At 62.3% G+C, this 21788-nt stretch carries 13 protein-coding genes; 7 read left to right on the top strand and 6 right to left on the bottom strand.

All coding sequences use genetic code 11. The features are described 5' to 3' along the window. The 3 genes from ACIF4X_RS11800 to inhA form a co-directional block, all read right to left on the bottom strand. A partial coding sequence (locus ACIF4X_RS11800; RefSeq protein WP_397482260.1) for a PAS domain-containing protein occupies positions 1-154 on the bottom strand: 154 nt, incomplete at its 3' end. Positions 155-256: 102 nt separating this feature from the next. Further along, entirely contained in the window at positions 257-1048 is a 792-nt protein-coding gene (locus ACIF4X_RS11795; RefSeq protein ID WP_397482258.1) for a lysostaphin resistance A-like protein, read from the bottom strand. A gap of 228 nt (positions 1049-1276) precedes the next feature. Beyond that, the gene (inhA, locus tag ACIF4X_RS11790; protein ID WP_397482257.1) at positions 1277-1963 is read right to left on the bottom strand and encodes an isonitrile hydratase; all 687 of its coding nucleotides are present in this window, start codon (positions 1961-1963) and stop codon (positions 1277-1279) included. 89 nt (positions 1964-2052) lie between these two features. Between inhA and ACIF4X_RS11785 the strand changes: the two genes are divergently transcribed. After that, complete coding sequence (locus tag ACIF4X_RS11785; RefSeq protein WP_397482256.1) at positions 2053-3036, top strand: GlxA family transcriptional regulator; 984 nt, start codon at positions 2053-2055, stop codon at positions 3034-3036. A gap of 75 nt (positions 3037-3111) precedes the next feature. Next, a complete protein-coding gene (locus tag ACIF4X_RS11780; protein ID WP_397482255.1) occupies positions 3112-3744 on the top strand; it encodes a hypothetical protein in 633 nt (210 codons plus the stop codon). Here ACIF4X_RS11780 and ACIF4X_RS11775 read toward each other — a convergent pair. The 3 genes from ACIF4X_RS11775 to ACIF4X_RS11765 form a co-directional block, all read right to left on the bottom strand. Next, a complete protein-coding gene (locus ACIF4X_RS11775; protein WP_397482254.1) occupies positions 3716-4105 on the bottom strand; it encodes a hypothetical protein in 390 nt (129 codons plus the stop codon). The two genes, ACIF4X_RS11780 and ACIF4X_RS11775, sit on opposite strands and share 29 nt — an antisense overlap. 394 nt (positions 4106-4499) lie before the next feature. Continuing rightward, positions 4500-6326, bottom strand: coding sequence for a glycoside hydrolase family 15 protein (locus tag ACIF4X_RS11770; protein ID WP_397482253.1), 1827 nt, complete (start codon positions 6324-6326; stop codon positions 4500-4502). Further along, positions 6319-7119 (bottom strand): glucose 1-dehydrogenase, encoded by an 801-nt coding sequence (locus tag ACIF4X_RS11765; protein ID WP_397482252.1) that lies wholly within the window; start codon positions 7117-7119, stop codon positions 6319-6321. The genes ACIF4X_RS11770 and ACIF4X_RS11765 overlap by 8 nt, the downstream gene beginning before the upstream one ends. A gap of 240 nt (positions 7120-7359) precedes the next feature. Here ACIF4X_RS11765 and ACIF4X_RS11760 point away from each other — a divergent pair, with 240 nt between their 5' ends. The 5 genes from ACIF4X_RS11760 to ACIF4X_RS11740 all read left to right on the top strand — a co-directional run bounded on the left by ACIF4X_RS11760 (position 7360) and on the right by ACIF4X_RS11740 (position 21779). Beyond that, positions 7360-8532, top strand: coding sequence for an MFS transporter (locus ACIF4X_RS11760; RefSeq protein ID WP_397482251.1), 1173 nt, complete (start codon positions 7360-7362; stop codon positions 8530-8532). Between the two features lie 73 nt (positions 8533-8605). Further along, complete coding sequence (locus tag ACIF4X_RS11755) at positions 8606-9346, top strand: thioesterase II family protein (protein ID WP_397482250.1); 741 nt, start codon at positions 8606-8608, stop codon at positions 9344-9346. Positions 9347-9383: 37 nt separating this feature from the next. Beyond that, entirely contained in the window at positions 9384-10367 is a 984-nt protein-coding gene (locus ACIF4X_RS11750; protein ID WP_397482249.1) for a TauD/TfdA family dioxygenase, read from the top strand. A 187-nt stretch (positions 10368-10554) separates the two neighbouring features. Beyond that, the gene (locus tag ACIF4X_RS11745; protein WP_397482248.1) at positions 10555-13956 is read left to right on the top strand and encodes an amino acid adenylation domain-containing protein; all 3402 of its coding nucleotides are present in this window, start codon (positions 10555-10557) and stop codon (positions 13954-13956) included. Continuing rightward, positions 13953-21779: an amino acid adenylation domain-containing protein gene (locus tag ACIF4X_RS11740; RefSeq protein ID WP_397482247.1), complete on the top strand. Its 7827-nt coding sequence runs from the start codon at positions 13953-13955 to the stop codon at positions 21777-21779. The genes ACIF4X_RS11745 and ACIF4X_RS11740 overlap by 4 nt, the downstream gene beginning before the upstream one ends. Positions 21780-21788: the final 9 nt, after the last annotated feature.

The raw sequence follows: 21788 nt of genomic DNA, 5'->3' as shown, positions 1-21788 counted from the left end.
GCGCACGTATCAGTTCATCACGCGAAAACCCGCTGATTTCGACGAAAGCGTCGTTGCAGTAGGTGATCACGCCCTTGGCGTCGGTTGTGGAAATCAACCGCTGCTGAGCCGGGAAAGTCCGTTCGCGTTGTGTAATGGGCTGGTTATTACGCATGGTTTTTCAATCCGCAAGGCTTTGAAAGGTTGTCGGCGGTGACAGCTTTTTATTGAAATTTTTTTTCAATAATCAGCACGGCGTCGCAAAACGGCGCTTGCTTCAGCCAGCGAGCATCGGATAGGTGAACAGGCCGAAATGCAGCAGATTCAGGCCAAAATGCGTGGCAATCGCCGCGCCGAGTCCGCCAAAACGGTAGGCCAGACCATAGCCGACCCCTGCCAGCCCTGCCAGCAACACCCAGGTCCAGCCTGCACCGGCATGCACCAGACCAAACAGCAGCGAGGCCAGCAGCAGGGCGAGATTTTCTCCGTAGGGAAAATTTTTGAAACGCTGACTGAGGCCGCCCTGTATATAGCCGCGAAACAGCGCTTCTTCGACCAGTGTCACCAGCAGCAGGTTGTTCAACACCCACAGCCAGGCCTGATCCGGCCACTTCGGTGCCCAGGCGATCACGCCCAGCAACAGCGCACCGCCAAGGGCCAGAATCGCACTGAGCGTCAAGGCGAGGGCGGTGGCGTACACGCTCAGACGTAACGAACGCCGCGCGACAATCCACGGGCAGACCAGCAATAGCCAGAAGCCAACCAGCGGTTTATCAAGATTCAGGTACATCGAGAACGGCACGGCGTTGTCGGTGAAGCGCTGCGGATCGATGGCTCGACCGTTGGCGAAACCCGGTAACCAGTGCAGAGCCAGCGCCAAAGCCAGCACGATGAACAGACCATGGCCGAGAAAACGTGCGACCGGCACCTGTTGTTGGCGCACGGCAAAGCCTGCGAATACCAGCAGCCCAATGGAAATCAGCGCCAGCCAGCCGAGATGGCCGAAACTCAGTGCCCACCCGTAACCGAGGCAGAGAAGCGCCAGATAGAGCCATGGCAAAACCTTCATCGAAAGTCCCTGTGCAAATTTGTGGAAGGGCTTTCTACACGGGCGAGGGCGTGGGGACAAGTGAAGGTGTGGCGGTAAACCGGGGTAGTGGAAAAACTGTGGTCAACACAGATACCTGTGGGAGCTGGCTTGCCAGCGATGAGGCCTGTTCAGCCGACATCTTCATCGACTGGTCCACCGCTATCGCTGGCAAGCCAGCTCTCACAGGGTTTTGTGGATGGCTGGGGATCAGTGCAAGTTGAGTTTCGCTGCCGCGCGCTCGGTAATTTCCGTGCGCAGCTTCAGCGATGGCGCCGCCCGCAGACGTGCCTCAGCGACAATCGCACCCGGCGCAGTCTCCGGGCTGCCGGAATTGAACGGCGGCGCCGGGGCATATTCCAACTGCAACTGGATCAGTTGCGCCGCGTCAGCACCCACCAGCTCTTCAGCCAGCACCAAGGCAAAATCGATCCCTGCTGTGATCCCGCCGCCGGTAAACAGATTGCCGTCACGCACCACCCGATCCTTCACGGCAATCGCCCCCAGCGTCGGCAGCAGATCGTGATACGCCCAATGCGTGGTCGCGCGTTTGCCTTGCAGCAGACCCGCCGCGCCAAGCACCAGCGAACCGGTGCACACCGATGTCACATACTTCGCCTGAAGGGCCTGGCGTTTGATGAAATCCAGCGTCTGCGCGTCTTCCATCAATGGCCCGACACCGCCGCCACCGGGCACACAGATCACATCCAGATCCGGGCAATCCTCGAACGTGGTGGTCGGTTTCAGCAGCAGACCGGTGCTGGCGGTGACCGGCATCAGATCTTTCCAGATCAGATGCACCTGCACGTCCGGCAACGAGGCGAGCACGTCATAAGGCCCGGTCAGGTCGAGTTGCTGAACCTGCGGAAACAACAGAAAACCGATCTGCAACGTCATCGTTCTTACTCCATGAAAAGAGGTGGACGGCTTCACTGTAGGCGCGTAGGTTCTGGCGCATACGCCAATAACCCCACGAATTACGCCAAATGCCCAAAGCCATCCACGTACTCGCGTTTGCCAATATGCAGATCCTAGATGTCACCGGGCCATTGCAGGTGTTTGCTTCGGCCAACGACCTCGCCCGCCAGCGCGGGATGCCGATTCCCTATGCGCCGAGCGTGATCGCCAGCGGCGGCGGGGCGGTGATGTCGTCGGCGGGTTTGGCGGTGTTGGCCGAGCCTTTACCGGACGCGACCAGCGACACGCTTATCATCGCCGGTGGCTGGGGCATTTATCCGGCGGCTGAAGATATGCTTTTGGTTGATTGGGTGCGCGAACACGCCGCTAAATGTCGACGCGTGGCCTCGGTCTGCACCGGCGCGTTTCTGTTGGCCGCGAGTGGCTGGCTCGACGGCCGACGCGTGGTCACCCACTGGACCCGCTGCGAACAACTGGCGCAGCAACACCCGAAACTGCACGTTGAGGCCAATCCGATTTTCATTAATGACGGCCCGGTGTGGACTTCGGCGGGTGTTACCGCCGGCATCGACTTGGCATTGGCGATGGTCGAAGAGGATCTGGGTAGCGACATCGCTCTGGACGTCGCCCGCCATCTGGTGGTGTTCCTAAAGCGCCCGGGCGGGCAATCGCAATTCAGCGTGACCTTGTCGTTGCAGAATCAGGGCAATCGTTTTGATGAACTGCACGCGTGGATCGCCGAGAACCTGACCTGTGACCTCGGCATCCCGACCCTTGCCGAGCAGGCGGGTATGAGCGAACGCAGCTTCGTCCGCCATTACCGCGCCGATACCGGCCAGACCCCGGCGCGCGCGATCGAGTTGATCCGTGTTGAAACGGCGCGGCGCTTGCTCAGTGACACTGGCCTGCCGGTGAAACGGATCGCGGCCAATTGCGGATTTGGAAGTGAAGAGACACTGCGCCGTAGCTTTTTACGGGCGATTGGCGTGACGCCTCAGGCTTATCGAGAGCGGTTTTCAGTCAGCGCCGCAGCAGATCCGGTGATGCCTTGAGCATTTGCGGCTGGGATTCTTCGGGTTCAGATAGACTGCGCAGCTTATTCTGTCGACCGACTTCAAGGACGATGCATGTCACTCAAATCGCTGCTTGCTCTGCTGGTATTCGTCGGGATGCTGGCCGGTTGCGCTTCGCCGCCACCGTCACTGCCGGACACCCCGCAACGCCGTGAACTGATGGAGCGCATGTTTGCCAAGTCGACAATCATGCTGTCGTTCAAGGAACTCGACGCACGCGCCGCCGCCGAGCCGGGCGAACCCAAGCGCCAAGTCTCTGCTGATGAGGCCGTGGCCAGCCATAAGAAACAAATGAATGTCGACCTGCCAGCCGCGTACTGGGCGCAGCGACGCGCAAACCTCGCGCAACTGATCGATGCCAGGGCCAAGGGCGAGGCCATTGGTCTGGCGGCTTATAAAGAGAAGTACTTCGAGCAATTGTCCCAGGCGCCGACGCCTATGCTCACGGCTCTGGCCAATGCGCCGAGGATGGACGCGCTGCCGGAATTTGCGCTGGTGCTGCCCAATGATCATCAGCTCAGTTACTTCTACCTGATGATCGTCGCGGATGAGACGTTTTGGGAAATTGAGCAGTTTTACCAGCACATGGCCGATCTGGATGCCCAGTACGGCGTCTGCGCGCTGTACCCGGATTGCTACCGACCGGACTTCCGCACGGCTAAGCCTCGGCTTCCGCCATCTGATTAAAGTACTTCGTCCGGTCTGGGGTAAACGTCACCACCATCTTCGTCCGCGAGCACGTCAGCGAACGCTCTTCACTCAAATCAATATTCAGATCCTCGCCGCGCAAGCCTTGCCACTGCGCCAGATATTTCAGCGAGCCATATTTTTCGTTTTTCTTCAGGCTGCGGCTCACCCCGCCTTTCCAGCCGAGCACCGGCAATTCGCCGTCGAGGCATTGTTGGGCTATGTGGGGAAAGCGTGCGGCGCGCTGTCGGCCGACTTCCCAGCACTTGATCAGGCCTTTGTCCGCGGCTTCCCAGAGTTGGGTGCGGGTCAGGCCGCTGCGAAGCGGCGTGTCGATGGTGCGCTGGACGTGCTGAGACATTCTGGTTCCTTGAATTCGGGTTTTATTGGACAGCTCCGCTGTGCCCGTTGCGGTGGATGGTAGGGGTGGATGTAACAGCTGGCAACAGGGTATTTCCGGGTGTAAGTGCAAGTTGCGGGGGAGGAATGAAGTGGGGGATGTTGAGCCGCTGTAGTCCGCAGGTGTGTTCAAACTGTGTCAAGGGAGCTTGCTCCCGCTCGGCTGCGCAGCAGTCGCAAAGTCAGGCAATTCGGTACTTCCGTGGGATTGGGAGGCAGGTTTCGGGGCCGCTTCGCGACCCAGCGGGAGCAAGCTCCCTCGCCACAGGGGTTGGGAGTGAGCCTGCTTTTTATGTAGGTGTCAGTCCTACATTTTGGCGTTGGTGCGGGCTATTTCCTACAGCTCTTGGTGACTATTACGGCTGCCACTCACTCTTTTCCCCGCTCAAACGCCGATCCAGAAAACTCGCCGCGCTGATCAACGCCAGATGCGTCAATGCCTGTGGGGTATTGCCCAAGTGCCGGCCATGGGCGTCGAACTCTTCGGCGTAGAGTCCGAGCGGATTGGCATAACGCAGCAGCTGTTCAAACTCCAGATGGGCTTTTTCCACCTGACCGGCGCGAGCCAGGCATTCGACGTACCAGAACGAGCACGCGGCGAACGCGCCTTCGGTGCCGGCCAGACCATCGATATTGCTGTCGTCATTGCGATAGCGGTAAACCATGCCATCGCGCACCAGATGTTTTTCGATGGCTTCAAGGGTTGAGAGCCAGCGCGGATCCTTGGCGCTGACGAAACGCACCAGCGGCATCAACAGCATCGAACCATCGAGCGCCGTGCCGCCCTTGTACTGAACGAAATGCCCGCGCTCTTCATTCCAGAAGTTGTCCCAGATGTCGGCGTAGATCGCCTGCCGGGTCTGGTCCCACTGCGCGAATGGCGCCGGCAGCGAGCGTTTCGAGGCCAGACGAATGGCCCGGTCCAGCGCTACCCAGCACATCAATCGAGAGTGTAGAAAATGATGTTGCTCACCGCGCATTTCCCAAATGCCTACGTCCGTGGTCTGCCAGGTCTCACAGACTTGATCGACCACTTCTCGCACGTGTTGCCAGCCCTCGTGGGAAATCGCGTCGCCATATTTGTTGACCAGATACACCGCGTCCATCAGCTCGCCGAAGATGTCGAGCTGGATCTGATCGTAGGCGCCATTGCCGATGCGTACCGGTTTCGCGCCGCCGTGCCCCGACAGGTGATCAAGTTCGGTTTCCGGCAATTCCTGTTGCCCGTCGATGGCGTACAAAATATTCAGTTTCATCGGTTGCCCGTGGCAATCGCTGACTCGCCCGCGCAGCCAGCCCATGTAGGCATTGGCTTCGCCGACAAAGCCCAGGCGCATGAACGCGTACACCGTGAACGAGGCGTCGCGGATCCACGTGTAACGGTAGTCCCAGTTACGTTCGCCGCCGGGTGTTTCCGGGAGACCGAAGGTGGCGGCGGCGAGAATCGCGCCGTGTTTGCGCGAGGTCAGCAGCTTGAGCGCGAGGGCCGAACGGTTGACCATTTCGCGCCAGCGCCCGCGATAGATCGACTGGCCGAGCCAGTCGCGCCAGAACTTCAGGGTGCGCTCCATGCACAACTGCGCGGCGCCTTCCTCGAAGCGCGGATCGTCTGCGCCGCCAAGCATAAACGCGGCCGTCTGATCCTGTTTCAAGGTAAAGGAGGCCACCGCTGCGTCGGTCTCGATGTGCAACGGTTGATCGGAAGTCAGTCGCATCGATGGCTGGCCATCGGCACTGAAGATCACCGCTTGCTGGTCCATCCGCGCACGGGTGTTGGCGCGCGCATAGTCATGGCGCACCGCGCAACGCACGTGGAAGGTCGTTTCACCGCTGACCACGCGCACCCGGCGCATCAGCAACGGCAAATCGTCTTCGTTGTCAGCGACCGGCAGCAAGTCGGTGACCTCAACCACTGCGCGCTCACTCAGCCAGCGGGTTTGCAGCACATTGGTGTCGGGCAGATAAATCTGTTCGCGGCGTGCATCGGGCAAGTCCGGCGCCAACTGGAAAATTCCCGCGTCGGGGGTGTCCAGCAACGAACAGAAAATCGATGGGCTGTCGAATTCCGGCCAGCAGAAAAAATCCACACTGCCACGGTCGTTGATCAGTGCCGCACTGCGCATGTCGCCGATGATGCCGTGGGCGTCGATCGGGCTTTGTCGTTCCAGGTGATGCTCAGCCATTGCCGCGAAACTCCGGATAGAGGCTCATGCCGCCGTCGATGAACAGGGTGGTGCCGACGATGTAATCGGAGGCGTCCGAGGCGAGAAAGACCACCGCGTTGGCGACGTCTTCGACATTGCCGATACGGCCGTAAGGAATCAGCTCCAGCAGCTTTTCGCCGGCAGCGCCTTCGGTGGCGTCTTGATTGATCGCCGTACGAATCGCTCCGGGCGCGATGCTGTTGATGCGAATGCGTTGATGACTGACTTCCTGGGCGAGGGTCTGCATCAACTGATCGACGCCGCCCTTGGACGCGGCGTAATTGACGTGCCCGGCCCAGGGAATGCGCTGGTGCACCGAGCTCATGTGGATGATCTTGCCGGCCGCGCGCGACACGCCTTCACGAACGCCTTGGCGATTGAAAATGCGCAGGGCAGCACGGGCGCAGAGGAATTGCCCGGTGAGGTTGACCCCGATCACCGCGTTCCAGTCGTCGAGGCTCATGTCCACGGCGGCAGCGTCTTTTTGCATCCCGGAATTGGCGATCAGAATGTCCAGTGAGCCGAAGGCGTCAAGGGTTTCGGCGAACAGTCGTTCAACGTCGTCTTCCTTCGAGACGTCGGCGCCGATGGCTATCGCCTGGCCGCCGTCGGCAATGATCTGCCGGGCCAGTGCTTCGGCCGGTTCTGCCTGGCGGTTGTAGTTGATGACCACCGCCGCGCCGGCTGCGGCGAGGGCTTTGGCACACGCGTGGCCGATGCCGGAACTGGCGCCGGTGATCAGGGCTACTTGTCGGGCGAGGGAGATGTGCATGCAGGGTCGCGCCTTGAGTGAGGGCTTATTTAGCTGACTGGTGGCGAGCGGTGAGAGTTCAGCTCGAAGATCAAAAGATCGCAGCGTGCCGCAGCTCCTACATGGAATGTGATCTCCAGCAGGAGCTGCGGCACGCTGCGATCTTTTGATCTGCAAGGCCTTCACATTCCACCAACAATTCCCCGCTTCCACGCCACCCGACCCTATGGCAACTTGGCGGCCCCTGATGAGGCAGCACCCATGGCAAACCCCTACCGTGAATTGTTCAACGCCCCCGGTGCACGCAATTTTGTGCTGGCCGGAATGATCGCGCGTATGCCGATTTCGATGACCGGGATCGGCGTGATCACCATGCTCTCGCAATTGAAGGGCGGTTACGCGTTGGCTGGGGCGGTGGCGGCGACGTTTGCCTTGGCCACGGCGTTTTGCGCGCCGCAGGTTTCACGGCTCGTGGACCGCTTCGGGCAGGGAAAAATTCTCCCGGTGTCGGCGCTGATCGGCGGAGGGGCGCTATTGATGTTGCTGCTGTGCACGCGGTTGCAGGCGCCGAACTGGACACTGTTTATCTTCGCCGCGCTGGCCGGGTGCATGCCGAGCATGTCGGCAATGGTGCGGGCGCGCTGGACGGAAATCTATCGCGGTCAGCCGCAATTGCAGACGGCCTATGCGCTGGAGTCAGTGCTCGACGAAGTCTGCTTTATCGTCGGTCCGCCGCTGTCGGTGGGTTTGTGCGTCGCCGTGTTCCCCGAGGCCGGACCGCTGGCGGCGTTGCTGGCGCTGGCGATCGGCGTGACGGCATTTGTCGCTCAGCGCAGCACCGAGCCGTCGGTGCATCCGCACGCCTCCGAGCACCACGGCTCGATCATTGGTTCGACGGACATTCAGTGGTTGCTGGCCTTGATGATCGCCATGGGCGTGATCGTCGGTGTCGTCGATGTCGTTAGCGTCGCGTTCGCCCAGCAACAGGGGCAACCGGCGGCGGCGAGCATTGTGCTGTCGGTATATGCCATCGGTTCGTGTCTGGCCGGGATCGCGTTCGGGGCGATGCGCTCGAAACTGCCGTTGCCACAATTGTTTCTGTATGGCGGGGTAGCGACGGCAGTGACGACGCTGCCACTGCTGCTGGCGAGCAATATTATCGGTCTCGCGCTGGCAGTGTTCATTGCCGGTCTGTTCTTCGCGCCGACCTTGATTGTCGCGATGGCACTGGTCGAACGCATTGTGCCGCCGGCCAAACTCACCGAAGGGCTGACCTGGCTGGTGACCGGTTTGAGTATCGGCGTTGCCATTGGCGCCGCGGGTTCGGGCGCGCTGGTCGACGCCTTCGGCGCACGCAGCGGCTTTTGGCTGGCGATTGCTGCCGGGGCGGTGGTCCTCGCATCGGCCGTGCAGAGTTTCCGTCACCTGAAGTGATCGGCCAACCGGACTAATTCCCGCGTCACCTCATCCGTTCTCTTTTACAGATAACCCTATTGAGGTAAACGCGGTGACAAAGCTGACACTGCTGTGCCTGCCCTATTCGGGCGCCAGCGCCATGGTCTATAGCCGCTGGCGGCGCCAACTGCCGTCGTGGCTGCACCTGCAACCGGTGGAGCTGCCCGGGCGCGGTGCCCGTTTCGACGAACCCCTGCAAATCGACATGCGTGCGCTGGCCCGGCAGTTGGCCCGCGAGCACAAGCCCGGCTTGCAGGCGCCATATGCGCTGTTCGGGCACAGCCTCGGTGCGCTGCTGGCGTGCGAGCTGGCACATGCCTTTCGTGAACTCGGTGCGCCGGAGCCGGTGGCATTGTTCGCCTCAGGCACGGCCGCGCCGACGATGCGCAGTGACTATGATCGCGGCTTTGCCGAAGCGCGCAGCGATGAGGAATTGATCGATCAATTGCGCACTTTTCAGGGCACCAGCGAAGAAGTGCTGGCCAACAAGGAGCTGATGAGCCTGACCCTGCCGGTGCTGCGCGCCGACTTCATGATGTGCGGGCGTTTCACGCCGGCGCAACGGCCTTTGCTCAATTGCCCGGTGCATGTGCTGGGCGGCAAGGAAGACCGCGCGACCACCGAGCAACTGATCGGCTGGAGCAAGGAAACCCTGGGCAGTTTTTCCGTGGACATGATGACCGGTGGGCATTTCTTCATTCATGAGCATGAAGCCCGGGTCATCCGCACGATCAAGACCCATCTTGAAGTCCATCACCGCCGTCACGCGCAGGCCGCAGCGCCGGCCTTTTAGCGCGGTTCACCTATCGAGTGATTACAGGAGGCCAGTCATGGCTGTTGCTGTGGGATTTTCCGTTCGGCCACTGCTGCCGCAACGGGGACGCTTGCCGTTGTTGGTAGAAGCGTCCGATGCGGACACCGACTTGCTGGCGGTGTTCGATGAATTGAAAGCGCTGGTGGACGAACACTTACTGCGCGACGGCGGGGTGCTGTTCCGTGGCTTCCGTCTGAACGGTGCCGAACAGTTCCGTCAGTTCGCGGCCAGTTTTGGCCACCCGCTGTTGAACTATGAATTCGGCTCGACGCCGCGCACCAACGTGACGCAAGGCGTGTACACCTCCACTGAATACCCGGCGCACCAGAGCATTCCGCTGCACAACGAGCAGGCCTACTCCCGCGACTGGCCGATGAAAATCTGGTTCTACAGCATGATCGCCGCGAAGTCCGGTGGCGAGACGCCGATTGCCGACAGTCGCGAAGTCTATCGGCGGATTCCGGCGGCGATTCGCGAGCGCTTTGTCAGCAAAGGGCTGATGTATGTGCGCAACTTCGGCAATGGTCTGGATGTGGCTTGGGAAGACGTCTTCAACACTGAAGATCGCGAAGTCGTCGAGGCCTACTGCAAGGCCCACGGCATTGTCTGCGAATGGAAGGACGACGGTGAGTTGCGCACCCGTCAGACCTGTCAGGCGGTGGCGGTCCATCCGGTGACCGGTGACAACGTCTGGTTCAATCAGGCGCACCTGTTCCACATTTCCAACCTGCAAGCGGAAGTGCGTGAAAGCCTGCTCGATATCGTCGACGAAGAAGATTTGCCGCGTAACGTCTATTACGGCGATGGCTCGGCGATTGAAGACGAGGTGCTGGCGCAAATTCGCGCGGTGCTCGATGAGTGCGCGATCAGCTTCCCCTGGCAGGAGGGCGATGTGCTGATGCTCGACAACATGCTCTCGGCGCATGCGCGTTCGCCGTTCGAAGGTCCGCGTAAAGTGATTGTCGCCATGGCTGAAGGGCATTCACAGGGTCCGCTCTGAGCAATCCCCTCGCGCAATGGTAAAACTGCCGAAGCCGGTCTTGTGCCGGCTTCGGCATTTGTGCGCCTGCTGGCGTGACTCTCGAACCGCTGTTGCGCCAGTGCGCTAAATCATTGCGTTTGTCATTCGTTCTTGTTGATACGACCGGGTCTCCTGGTCACGCCGCCGATCAGCAAGGACCCCATGCATGAATGCCGCAGACGCCCAGAAACTAGCCCGTCGCTTTATCGAACTGCCACAGGACAAACGCCGTTTGTTCCTCGCTGGCATGGCCCGTGAGGGCATCGATTTTGCGCAGCTTCCCATGACTGCCTGTGTTGGTGTCGCCGAGCGAGACGGGCTTTCGTATGCCCAGCAGCGGATGTGGTTTCTCTGGCAACTGGACCCGCACAGCGCTGCTTACAACTTGCCGATGGCGGTACGTCTTTCGGGAGACTTGCAAGCGCAGGCGCTGGAGCAGGCGTTCAGTCAGTTGGCCGCGCGGCACGAGTGCTTGCGCACGACCTTTGGTCAGGAAGGTGAGCGCGCGTTTCAGCGTGTCGCTGAACCGCGGCCGTTGAAACTGGCGATCACCGATCTCAGTGCAGTGCCCGAAGCCCAGCGCTGGCCGCTGGCGCAACAGCACATGATGGCTGAGGCCGGTCAGGCCTTCGATCTCGAGAACGGCCCGCTGTTCAGCCTGCGCCTGTTGCGCCTGGCCGAGCAGGAGCACGTATTGCTGCTCACGCTGCACCACATCATCGCCGATGGCTGGTCGATGAACATTCTCATCGATGAGTTCATGCGCACCTACGACGCACTGGTGGCGGGGCGCGAGCCGTCGTTGCCGGCACTGACCGTGCACTACCGCGATTACGCGCTGTGGCAACGCAGTTGGCTGGAGGCCGGTGAGCGCGAGCGGCAGCTGGATTACTGGCGGACGCAATTGGGCGACGAGCATCCGGTGCTGGAGCTGCCGACCGATCGTGCCTATCCGGCGCAATCCAGTCATCAGGGCGCGCGTCTGGAAACGGTGATCGACGCAGCGCTGCGCCAGGACCTTAAAAATCTTGCGCAACGTCAGGGCGTGACACTGTTTGTGGTGTTGCTGGCCGCGTTCAAAACGTTGTTGCACCGCTACAGCGGCCAGACTGACATTCGCGTTGGCGGGTTGATCGCCAACCGCACCCGCAGCGAAACCGAAGGGCTGATCGGCTTCTTTGTCAACACGCAGATCCTGCGCAGCGAAGTCACCGCGCAAACGCGCTTTGCCGATCTGTTGCAGCGTTTGCGCGAGGCCGCACTCGGCGCGCAGGTTCATCAGGATCTGCCGTTCGACGCCTTGATTGAAGCTTTGCAGCCGGCGCGCAGCCAAAGCCACAATCCACTGTTCCAGGTGATGTTCAACCACCAGCCGCTGGTGACCGATTTGCAGCAGGTGCAACTTGAGTCCGGTTTGCAGGTGGGCTATTTGACTGAGGAGCAATTGGCCGGCAGTGGTCGCCAACATGCGGCCACCAGCGACCTGATGCTCGACACCCGCGAGGAGGGCGAGCAATTGTTCGCGGCCTTCACTTATGCCACCGATATTTTTGATGCCGCGACCATCGCCGCGATGGCCGGGCATTGGCGCAACATCCTCGCGTCCGTGTGCCGTGATCCGCAGCAGGTCGTCGGTGAAGTCGAGCTGCTGGCGGAGACCGAACGCGCACACCTGATTCAAGTCACCGAGGCAGAACCGGTTTTCGCCAGTGTGCAGACCCTGTTCGAAGCGCAGGTGGCGCGCACGCCGCAGGCAGCGGCGGTGATTCTGGCGACCGAGCCGTCGCCGTCACTCACCTACGCCGAGTTGAACACCCGCAGCAATCGCCTGGCCCATCAGTTGCGCGCTCGCGGTGTCGGCCCTGATGTGCTGGTCGGTGTGGCGCTGGGGCGTTCGCTGGAGCTGGCAGTGGCATTGCTGGCGGTGCTCAAGGCCGGTGGCGCATACGTGCCGCTGGATCCGCAAACACCGGCCGAACGTTTGCGCCACGTGCTCGATGACAGTGGCCTGAAACTGCTACTGACTGATCGCGAAAGCCTCGCCAGCCTGCCAGAACTGGGTGGCGTTGATTGCCTGTGCCTGGAGCAACTGGCCGAGAGTGATCGCGCCGACAATCTGTCGGTAACGGTCGAAGCGCAAAACCTCGCCTACGTGATCTACACCTCAGGCTCGACCGGCCGCCCGAAAGGCGTTGCGGTCAGTCACGGCGCGTTGAGCGAGTTCATCGCCCGCGCCATCGATTACAGCGACCTGCGCGAAGGCGACCGCGTTTTGCAATTCGCCACCAGCAGCTTCGACGGCTTCGTCGAGCAGTTTTTCCCGCCGCTGTGCCATGGCGCCGCAGTCGTCCTGCGCGATGCGCGGTTGTGGGACAGCGCGGCGTTGCATCAAGTGATTGTCGATCACGGCATCACCCTCGCCGACTTGCCGGCCGCTTATTGGTATTGGCTGGTGCAGGAATATGCCGCCAACCCACCGAGCGGTTTCGGTGCGCTGCGGCAGATTCACGTCGGCGGCGAAGCGATGGCGGTGGACGGTTTGCGCCTGTGGCAACAGGCTGGTCTGGGCCATGTGCGACTGCTAAATACCTATGGGCCGACCGAAGCCACGGTGGTGTCGACCATTCACGACTGCACGGCGCTGACGGCGGACGCCGTGTCGTGGCGCGGCATTCCGATCGGCCACGGTCTCGACGCACGCCGCCTGTACGTGCTGGACGATGATTTGAATCTGCTGCCGCAAGGCGCGGTGGGCGAGTTGTACATCGGCGGGCCGGGCCTGGCGCGTGGATATCACCGTCAGCCGATCCTCAGCGCCGAGCGCTTTATCGCTGACCCGTTCGCCGACGGCCAGCGCCTGTATCGCACCGGCGACCGCGCGCGACTGCGACCTGACGGAGCCGTGGAGTACATCGGTCGGGTCGATCATCAAGTGAAGATTCGCGGTTTCCGCATCGAGCTGGGCGAAATCGAATCGCGCCTGCAGCAATGCCCCGGCATCCGCGAGGCGGTGGTGCTGGCGGTACCCCTGAGCGGTGGCTTGCAACTGGTGGCCTACGTGGTCACCGATCCGGCCGTGCTCCAAAGCGCGGCAACGCAAGCGGCATTCCGTCAGCAAATCCGCGCGGCGCTGCAAGCCAATCTGCCGGACTACATGGTGCCGGGCCACCTGCTATTGCTGGCGAACCTGCCGCTTACACCGAGCGGCAAGCTCGATCGCAAGGCCTTGCCAGCGCCGGATCCGGCGCAGTTGCAGGGCGATTATCGCGCCCCGCAATCGGACGCCGAGCGGTGTCTGGCGCAGATCTGGGCGGATGTCCTGCAGGTTTCGCAGGTCGGTCTGGACGATCACTTTTTTGAATTGGGCGGCCACTCGCTGTTGGCCGCGCAAGTGATCGCCCGGGTGAAAAGTCAGCAGGGCGTGGTGCTGCCGCTGCGCAACCTGTTCGAGAAACCGCTGCTGGCTGATCTGGCCGCCGTGCTGGCGCAACTGGCTGACGGTGCAACGAACGACGACTGGTCCGACATGGATCAGTTCATGAATGCTTTGGAAGGAGAAGAAGTATGAGCGGCACCATGGCGGAACGTATCGCGAAGAGGTTCGTCGGCTTGCCGCTGGAACAGCGTCGGCTGTTTCTGGCCAAGCTGCGCGAAGACGGCAAGGACTTCAGCCTGTTGCCGCTGCCGGTCAGTCGTCACGATGTCGCGCCGATTCCGTTGTCGTTCGCCCAGCAGCGCCTGCTGTTTCTCTGGCAACTCGAACCGCAAAGCGCCGCCTACAACATGGCCGCCGGCCTGCGCCTGAACGGGCGTCTGGACGAAGCGGCGCTGCAGCGCTCCTTCGATCATCTGGTGGCGCGCCATGAAGTCCTGCGCACGGTGTTCCAGACTGACGGTGATCAGCCGCATCAGGTGATCCTTGATCAGCAACCTCTGGCCGTGCAACGCATTGACCTGACCGGGCTGCCGCTGTCAGAGCGCGAGCAAGCATTGGCGCAACAGGTGCAGACCGTCACCGCACGACCATTCGATTTGCGCCACGGGCCGCTGCTGCGCGCCAGTCTGTTTGCATTGGCCGACGAAGAGTTTGTATTGGTGGTGAGCATGCACCACATCGTCTCTGACGGCTGGTCAATGGACGTGATGGTCAAGGAATTCGTCCAGTGCTATCAGGCGTTCAGCCTCGAACGCGAACCGCAATTGCCAGCGCTGACGCTGCAATACGCCGACTACGCGATCTGGCAGCGCCGCTGGCTGGAGGCCGGCGAGGGCGAGCGGCAACTCGATTACTGGCGCCAGCAACTGGGTGAAGAGCATCCGCTGCTGGAAGTGGCGCCGGACTTTGCCCGACCGCTGACGCAAAGCTTCGAAGGCCAGACCCTGAGTTTTGATTTTGGTGCGCCGCTGTCCCTGCAACTCAACGCCTTTGCCCGTAGCCAGGGCATCAGTCTGTTTATGCTGGTGCTGGCCGGGTTCTCGCTGTTCCTGTCGCGGCAGGCCGGACAGCGCGACATTCGTGTTGGCGTGCCGAATGCCAACCGTGGCCGTGCTGAAGTCGGAGGGCTGATCGGCTTTTTCGTCAACACTCAGGTGCTGCGATGCGAGGTGGATGAACGCGGCAGTTTCGAGGATATGCTGGCGCGGGTGCGTGAAGCCTCGTTCGGTGCGCAGGCGCATCAAGAGCTGCCGTTCGAGCAACTGGTGGACGAACTGGTGGCTGAACGGACCCTGGGCCACAACCCGTTGTTCCAGGCCAAGTTCAACCAGAACGTCGGCATGCAGAAGCAGCGTTCGATGGCCCTGCCAGGGCTGACCGTTGCCGAGTATGCGCTGGACAAGGACGGCACGCACTTCGATCTGGCGCTGGACATCACCGATGACGGCACGCTGATTCACGGCCAGATGACTTATGCCAGTGATCTCTATCGTGCGGCGACGGTCGAGGCTTTCGTACCGGCCTTGCTCGGTCTGTTCAGCGCGTTGTTGAAAGCGCCGCAAGCGCCACTGCATAGCGTTGCACCAATCTCGCCAGCGCCACTCCCGGCCCCCGCCGAACCGGCGTTGTCGGTGTTGCAGCACTGGGATCGTGAGGTCGCCCGCCAGCCTGAAGTACTGGCCGCGCGCGACCTGAATCAGGCCTTGAGTTATCAGGTGCTGGACCAGGCGGCCAATCGTCTGGCTCAACATTTGCGCGCCCAAGGCGTGCGCGCCGGCCAGCCGGTGGCGGTGCTGATGGAGCGTTCGCTGGACTGGCTGACTTCGGTGTTGGCGATCTTCAAGGCTGGCGCGGTGTACATGCCGCTGGACGTCAAGGCCCCGGACGCACGTTTGCAGCAGATGCTCGGTGCTGCGAAAGCACGGGTTCTGTTGTGCGCCGAAGGCGATGCGCGTGTATCCGGGCTGGCGGTCGACGGTTGTCAGGGCATCGCGTTTGCACCGCAGCAGTGGCAGTCAATGCCGGACACTGGCCCAGCCGTGACGCTGTGCGAGCAATCACCGGCGTATGTGATTCACACCTCCGGTTCCACCGGGCAACCGAAAGGCGTACTGGTCAGCCACGGCGCGCTGGGCAGTTATGTGCGCGGTGTGCTGGAGCGACTGGCGCCGACAGCGGACGCCAGCATGGCGCTGGTCTCGACCATCGCCGCAGACCTTGGTTTTACCGTGCTGTTCGGCGCGCTGTGTTCCGGGCGACTGCTGCATGTCTTGCCGGAAGAGCTGGGCTTCGATCCTGACCGGTTTGCCGAGTACATGGCCACGCATCAAGTGGGCATGCTGAAAATCGTCCCGGGCCATCTGGCGGCGCTGTTACAGGCCGCGCGGCCGGCCGACGTGCTGCCAGAACACGCGCTGGTCGTCGGCGGTGAGGCGTGCTCGCTGGCCCTGGTCGAGCGCGTGCGTCAGCTCAAACCAGGCTGTCGCTTCATCAACCACTATGGGCCGAGTGAAACCACGGTGGGCGTGTTGGCCCATGAAGTCGGTGATCTGACGCTCACGCGTAGCGTACCGGTCGGTAGCGCGCTGGCCGGCGCTCACGTTTACGTGCTCGACGATGTGCTGAACAACGTCGCCGACCAGGTGGCTGGCGAGTTGTACATCGGTGGTGACAGCGTGGCGCTGGGCTATCTGAACCAGCCAGGGCTGACCGCCGAGCGCTTCCTTCCGGATCCATTCGGCGCGCCGGGTGCGCGGGTGTATCGCAGCGGTGACCGCGTACGCCGCAATCGTCAGCAAACGGTGGAGTTCATCGGTCGCGCCGACGATCAGGTCAAGGTGCGCGGTTATCGCGTGGAACCGGCGGAAGTCGCGCGGGTGCTGCTGGGCCTTGAGGGTGTCAGCGAAGCGGCGGTGCTGGCGCTGGCGCTGGATGACGACCCGACGCGTCTGCAACTGGTGGCGTGGTGTGTGCCAGTGGCAGGTCGGACATTGCAGGCGCAGGCGCTGCGTGAGCAATTGCAGGCGTGCCTGCCCGACTACATGGTGCCGGCGCAGATTGTGCTACTGGAAACATTACCGCTGACGGCCAACGGCAAGCTCGACAAGCGTGCCTTGCCGGTGCCGGGCGTGGTCACTCAGCACTTCGTTGCGCCAGTGGGTGAAGTGGAAGAAAAACTCGCGGCGATCTGGGCCGAGGTGCTCAAGCTTGAGCGTGTGGGCAGCACCGATAACTTCTTTGAACTGGGCGGCGACTCGATCCTCAGCCTGCAAATCATCGCTCGGGCCAAACGCCAGGGCATCAAGCTGAGCCCCAAGCAACTGTTCGAAAAACAGACCGTCGGCCAACTGGCTGCGGTGGCCAAGCTGATCGAAGCCAAACCCGTCGCCGCTGCGGTACCGGCGGCTCGCGGACCGTTGCCATTGTTGCCGATTCAGGCACGGTTCTTCGAAACCGCGATTGCCCAGCGTCAGCACTGGAACCAGTCGGTGATGTTGCAGCCGACCACGCCGCTCGACGCGGCGCATCTGCGGGCAGCGCTGGCGGCGCTGATCGAACAGCACGAAGCGCTGGCCCTGAATTTCCAGGCGTCTGGCGACGTGTGGCAGGCAATGCCGCAGACCCAGCGTGATCCAGAGCTGTTGTGGGTGCGTGAGCTGGACAGTCTGGACGCTTTGCCGGCGCTCGCCGATGCAGCCCAGCGCAGTCTCGATCTGCAACAAGGGCGCCTGGTGCGGGCGCTGCTGGTGAGCCTGCCGAACGCTGAGCAACGTCTGTTGCTGGTCATTCATCACCTGGTGGTCGACGGGGTGTCGTGGCGCATTCTGCTGGAAGATCTGCAGCACGCTTACACCGCGCTGGCGGCGGGTACGTCGCTGGTCTTGCCGGACAAAAGCAGCTCGCTGCACAGCTGGGCCGAGCAACTGCACCGTTACGGGCAAAGCGCAGCGCTGGTCGCTGAAAGCACCTACTGGCGGCAAACCCTGGAGGCGGGCGACGCGCAATTGCCACGCGACTTCCCGCAGGACACCCAGACCCGCGAACAGGCGGCCCGCGCCAGTTCGCGTTTGAATCAGGCGCTGACCCACAAGCTGCTCAAAGTGGCGCCGGCGGCGTATCGCACGCAGATCAACGACCTGCTGCTGACGGCTCTGGCGCGGGTGTTGTGTGACTGGAGCGAACAGCCTTCGGTATTGATCCAGCTCGAAGGTCACGGCCGTGAGGACCTGTTCGACGACATCGATCTGAGCCGCACCGTGGGCTGGTTCAGCAGCCTGTTCCCGGTGCGTCTGACGCCTGAGGCGCTGCCGGGTGCGTCCCTCTGCGCAATCAAGGAGCAACTGCGTGCGGTGCCGGGCAAAGGCATCGGATTTGGTGTGCTGCGTTACCTGAGCCGATCCGCCGAGTTGCAGGCATTGCCGCAGCCGCGCGTGACCTTCAACTATCTCGGCCAGTTCGACGGCGCGTTCAACGCTGACGCCGGCGCGCTGTTCGTGCCGAGTGGTGAAAGCACCGGCGCCAACCAGGACGCGGCGGCGCCGTTGGGTAACTGGTTGAGCGTTGACGGTCAGGTCTACGGCGGTGAGCTGGAATTGACCTGGACCTTCGGCACCGGCATGTATCGCGCAGAAACCGTCGAGGCGCTGGCCGAGGCCTATCGTCGCGAGCTTGAGCGTTTGATCGAGCATTGCTGCGACAGTGGCGAGGCGGCTGTGACGCCGTCGGACTTCAGTCTGGCGACACTGACCCAGGCACAACTCTCGGCGCTGCCGATCCCGGCCCGCGACATCGTCGATCTCTATCCGCTGTCACCGATGCAGCAAGGCATTCTGTTCCACAGCGTCAACGATCCGGACAGTCCGGCGTACACCAACCAACTGCGCGTCGATGTGCAACATCTCGACGCCGAGCGTTTCCGTCAGGCCTGGCAGCAAACCGTTGATGCCCACGAGATCCTGCGCACGGCATTCGTCTGGCCACAGGATGCCGCCGCTGCGGTGCAAGTGGTGCGTCAGAGTGCGCAGATGCCATGGCGCGTGCAGGACTGGCGTGGTCGTGCTGACCTCGGCACAGCGCTGGATCAACTCGCCGGCGACGACCTCGCCAGCGGATTCGACCTGACCGGCGCGCCGCTGTTGCGGGTGAGCCTGGTGCACACGGATGAGGCGACGCATCACCTGATCTACACCTGCCACCACATCCTCATGGACGGCTGGAGCACGTCGCAGTTGTTCGGCGAAGTGCTGCAACGTTATGCCGGCATGACCCCGGCGGTCGGGCAGGGGCGTTATCGTGATTACATCGAATGGCTGGGCCAGCGTGATCAGCAGGCCAGTCGTGACTTCTGGACTGGCGCGCTCGCTGATCTCGAAGAACCGACGCGTCTGGTCAGTGCCTTGTCGGGCGCGAAGTCAGAGGCCAGCGGTTACGCCGATCACGAGCACGTATTCAGCGAGACGTTGACGACGGATCTGAACCGTTTTGCCCGCGAGCAGAAAGTCACCCTCAACACCTTGGTGCAAGCGGCGTGGCTGGTGCTGTTGCAGCGGTACACCGGTCAGGACCACGTGGCCTTCGGCGCCACGGTTGCCGGGCGTCCGACCGACTTGCCGGGCGTCGAGCAGCAGATCGGCCTGTTCATCAACACCTTGCCGGTGGTCGCGGCGCCGTCCGCCGAGATCGTCGTCAGTCAGTGGCTGCAACAGGTGCAAGACGTCAATCTGGCCCTGCGCGAGCACGAACACACGCCGCTCTACAACATTCAGCGTTGGGCGGGTGCGGGCAACGGCGCGTTGTTCGACAGCATTCTGGTATTCGAAAACTACCCGATGGCCGAAGCGCTGCACCAGGGCCCGGCCACGGGTCTGACGTTCTCGGCGATTCGTCGTCAGGAACAGACCAACTACCCGCTGACGCTGGTGGCGGTCACCGGGCGCGAGCTGAGCCTGGGGATCAGTTACGACCGGGCCAGTTTCGATGCAACGGCAATCAGCGGTTTGAGCGCGCAACTGCAAAGCCTGCTGACGCAGTTCCTCGCCGACGCCTCACAGCCGCTGGGTGGGTTGCAATTGCTCGCCGAACCGCAGCGTCAACAGGCGATCGCGTGGGGCAAGGCCGACGTCACGGCCACGGACGCGCGCACGGTGCTGGAGCACATCGCCGCGCAGGTGCAGCGTCAGCCGCAAGCAGACGCGGTGTTGTTCGCCGAGCAACGGATCGATTATCAAAGCCTCGATGCTCGGGCCAATCGCCTGGCGCACAAACTGCAAACGCTGGGCGTCGGGCCAGAGGTGCGGGTCGGGGTGTGCATGCGGCGCACGCCGGACATGCTCGTGGCGCTGTTGGCAATTCTCAAGGCCGGTGGCGCGTATGTGCCGCTGGACCCGGACTATCCGCAGGAACGCTTGTTGCACATGCTCGACGACAGCCGCGCCGCCGTGCTGATCACCGAGCCGGCCGCTCTGGCGCTGCTGCCCGAGACGCTGAACGCACAGGTGCTGTTGGTGGAAGAGGGCGCGTTGCGCGCGTTCCCGACAACGGCACCGGTGGTGAATGTCACTGCGCAAAATCTGGCGTACGTCATCTACACTTCCGGCTCGACCGGCAAACCGAAAGGCGTGGCGATCACCCATGGCAACCTGTCGGCGCTGATTCAGTGGTCGGCCGGGGTCTATCGCGCAGAACAGCTGCACGGCGTGCTGGCCTCGACGTCGATCTGCTTCGACCTGTCGGTCTGGGAGATCTTCGTCACCCTGGCTTGCGGTGGGTGCCTGGTGCTGGCGGACAATGCACTGGCACTGGCCGATTTGCCGGCCCGCGAACAGGTCACGCTGATCAACACGGTGCCGTCGGCGATTGCTGCTCTGCAACGTGCCGGGCAGATTCCGCATTCGGTGGCGACCATCAATCTGGCCGGCGAACCGCTCAAACAGAGCCTGGTCGACACGTTGTACGCGAGCACGTCGGTGCAGCAGGTCTACGACCTCTACGGGCCGTCGGAAGACACCACCTATTCGACCTTCACTCTGCGCACGCCGCAGGGGCAGGCGAACATCGGCCGGCCGTTGCCGAACACCGTGGCCTATCTGCTCGACAGCCAGTTGCAAGTGCTGCCGAGCGGCGTACCCGCCGAGCTGTATCTGGGCGGTGCCGGTGTCACCCGGGGTTATCTGATGCGCGCGGCACTGACCGCCGAACGCTTTGTGCCGAACCCGTACGCCAGCAACGGCGAACGCCTGTACCGTACCGGCGACCTGGTGCGCCAGGGCAGTGACGGCAACATCGAGTACATCGGCCGGGCTGACCATCAGGTGAAGATTCGCGGGTTCCGTATCGAACTCAGCGAAATCGAAGCGCGACTGCTGGAGCAGGACGAGATCCGTGAAGCCGTGGTGCTCGCTCAGGACGGTGCCGCCGGCAAACACCTGCACGCTTACGCGGTGGCAGCGCAGGCGGTGACCGATCCGGCGTCGTTGGCGGAACGTTTGCGCAATGCGCTGGCCAGTCGCTTGCCGGCGCACATGGTGCCGGGCCACTTGCACCTGATCGACGCCATCCCGCTGACCCCCAACGGCAAGCTCGATCGCAAGGCGCTGATGGCCTTGGGCGACGGCCCGACGCAGCAACACTATCAGGCGCCGCAAAGCGATTTGCAGTGGGAGGTGGCGACGATCTGGCAGGAGGTGCTGGAGATTGAGCAAGTGGGTCTCGCGGACAACTTCTTCCAGCTCGGCGGGCACTCGTTGCTGGCGACGCTGGTGGTAACGCGGATCAAGGAGCGTCTGGGCGACAAGGTGCCGCTCAAGGAGTTGTTCGAAACCGATACCCTCAAGGCGTTCTGCGCGCGAATCGAGGCCTTGCGCGTCGAAATGTCGCCCGTTCAGGATGAATTGGCTAAATCCCTGGAGGCCCTCAAACGTCTATCCCTCGATGATCTGGAAAAACTGATTTCTTGAGAGGGAAAA

The organism is Pseudomonas sp. NPDC085632, assembly GCF_044541255.1.
Taxonomy (GTDB): domain Bacteria; phylum Pseudomonadota; class Gammaproteobacteria; order Pseudomonadales; family Pseudomonadaceae; genus Aquipseudomonas.
The sequence above is the reverse complement of the archived record's forward strand: the minus strand, read 5'-3'. Positions and strand labels throughout refer to the sequence as shown.

Excerpts from the sequence above, each read along its gene's own strand:
- ACIF4X_RS11795 (WP_397482258.1), bottom strand. The coding sequence starts at position 1,048 with ATGAAGGTTTTGCCATGGCTCTATCTGGCGCTTCTCTGCCTCGGTTAC.
- inhA (WP_397482257.1), bottom strand. The coding sequence starts at position 1,963 with ATGACGTTGCAGATCGGTTTTCTGTTGTTTCCGCAGGTTCAGCAACTC.
- ACIF4X_RS11785 (WP_397482256.1), top strand. The coding sequence starts at position 2,053 with ATGCCCAAAGCCATCCACGTACTCGCGTTTGCCAATATGCAGATCCTA.
- ACIF4X_RS11780 (WP_397482255.1), top strand. The coding sequence starts at position 3,112 with ATGTCACTCAAATCGCTGCTTGCTCTGCTGGTATTCGTCGGGATGCTG.
- ACIF4X_RS11775 (WP_397482254.1), bottom strand. The coding sequence starts at position 4,105 with ATGTCTCAGCACGTCCAGCGCACCATCGACACGCCGCTTCGCAGCGGC.
- ACIF4X_RS11770 (WP_397482253.1), bottom strand. The coding sequence starts at position 6,326 with ATGGCTGAGCATCACCTGGAACGACAAAGCCCGATCGACGCCCACGGC.
- ACIF4X_RS11765 (WP_397482252.1), bottom strand. The coding sequence starts at position 7,119 with ATGCACATCTCCCTCGCCCGACAAGTAGCCCTGATCACCGGCGCCAGT.
- ACIF4X_RS11760 (WP_397482251.1), top strand. The coding sequence starts at position 7,360 with ATGGCAAACCCCTACCGTGAATTGTTCAACGCCCCCGGTGCACGCAAT.
- ACIF4X_RS11750 (WP_397482249.1), top strand. The coding sequence starts at position 9,384 with ATGGCTGTTGCTGTGGGATTTTCCGTTCGGCCACTGCTGCCGCAACGG.
- ACIF4X_RS11745 (WP_397482248.1), top strand. The coding sequence starts at position 10,555 with ATGAATGCCGCAGACGCCCAGAAACTAGCCCGTCGCTTTATCGAACTG.
- ACIF4X_RS11740 (WP_397482247.1), top strand. The coding sequence starts at position 13,953 with ATGAGCGGCACCATGGCGGAACGTATCGCGAAGAGGTTCGTCGGCTTG.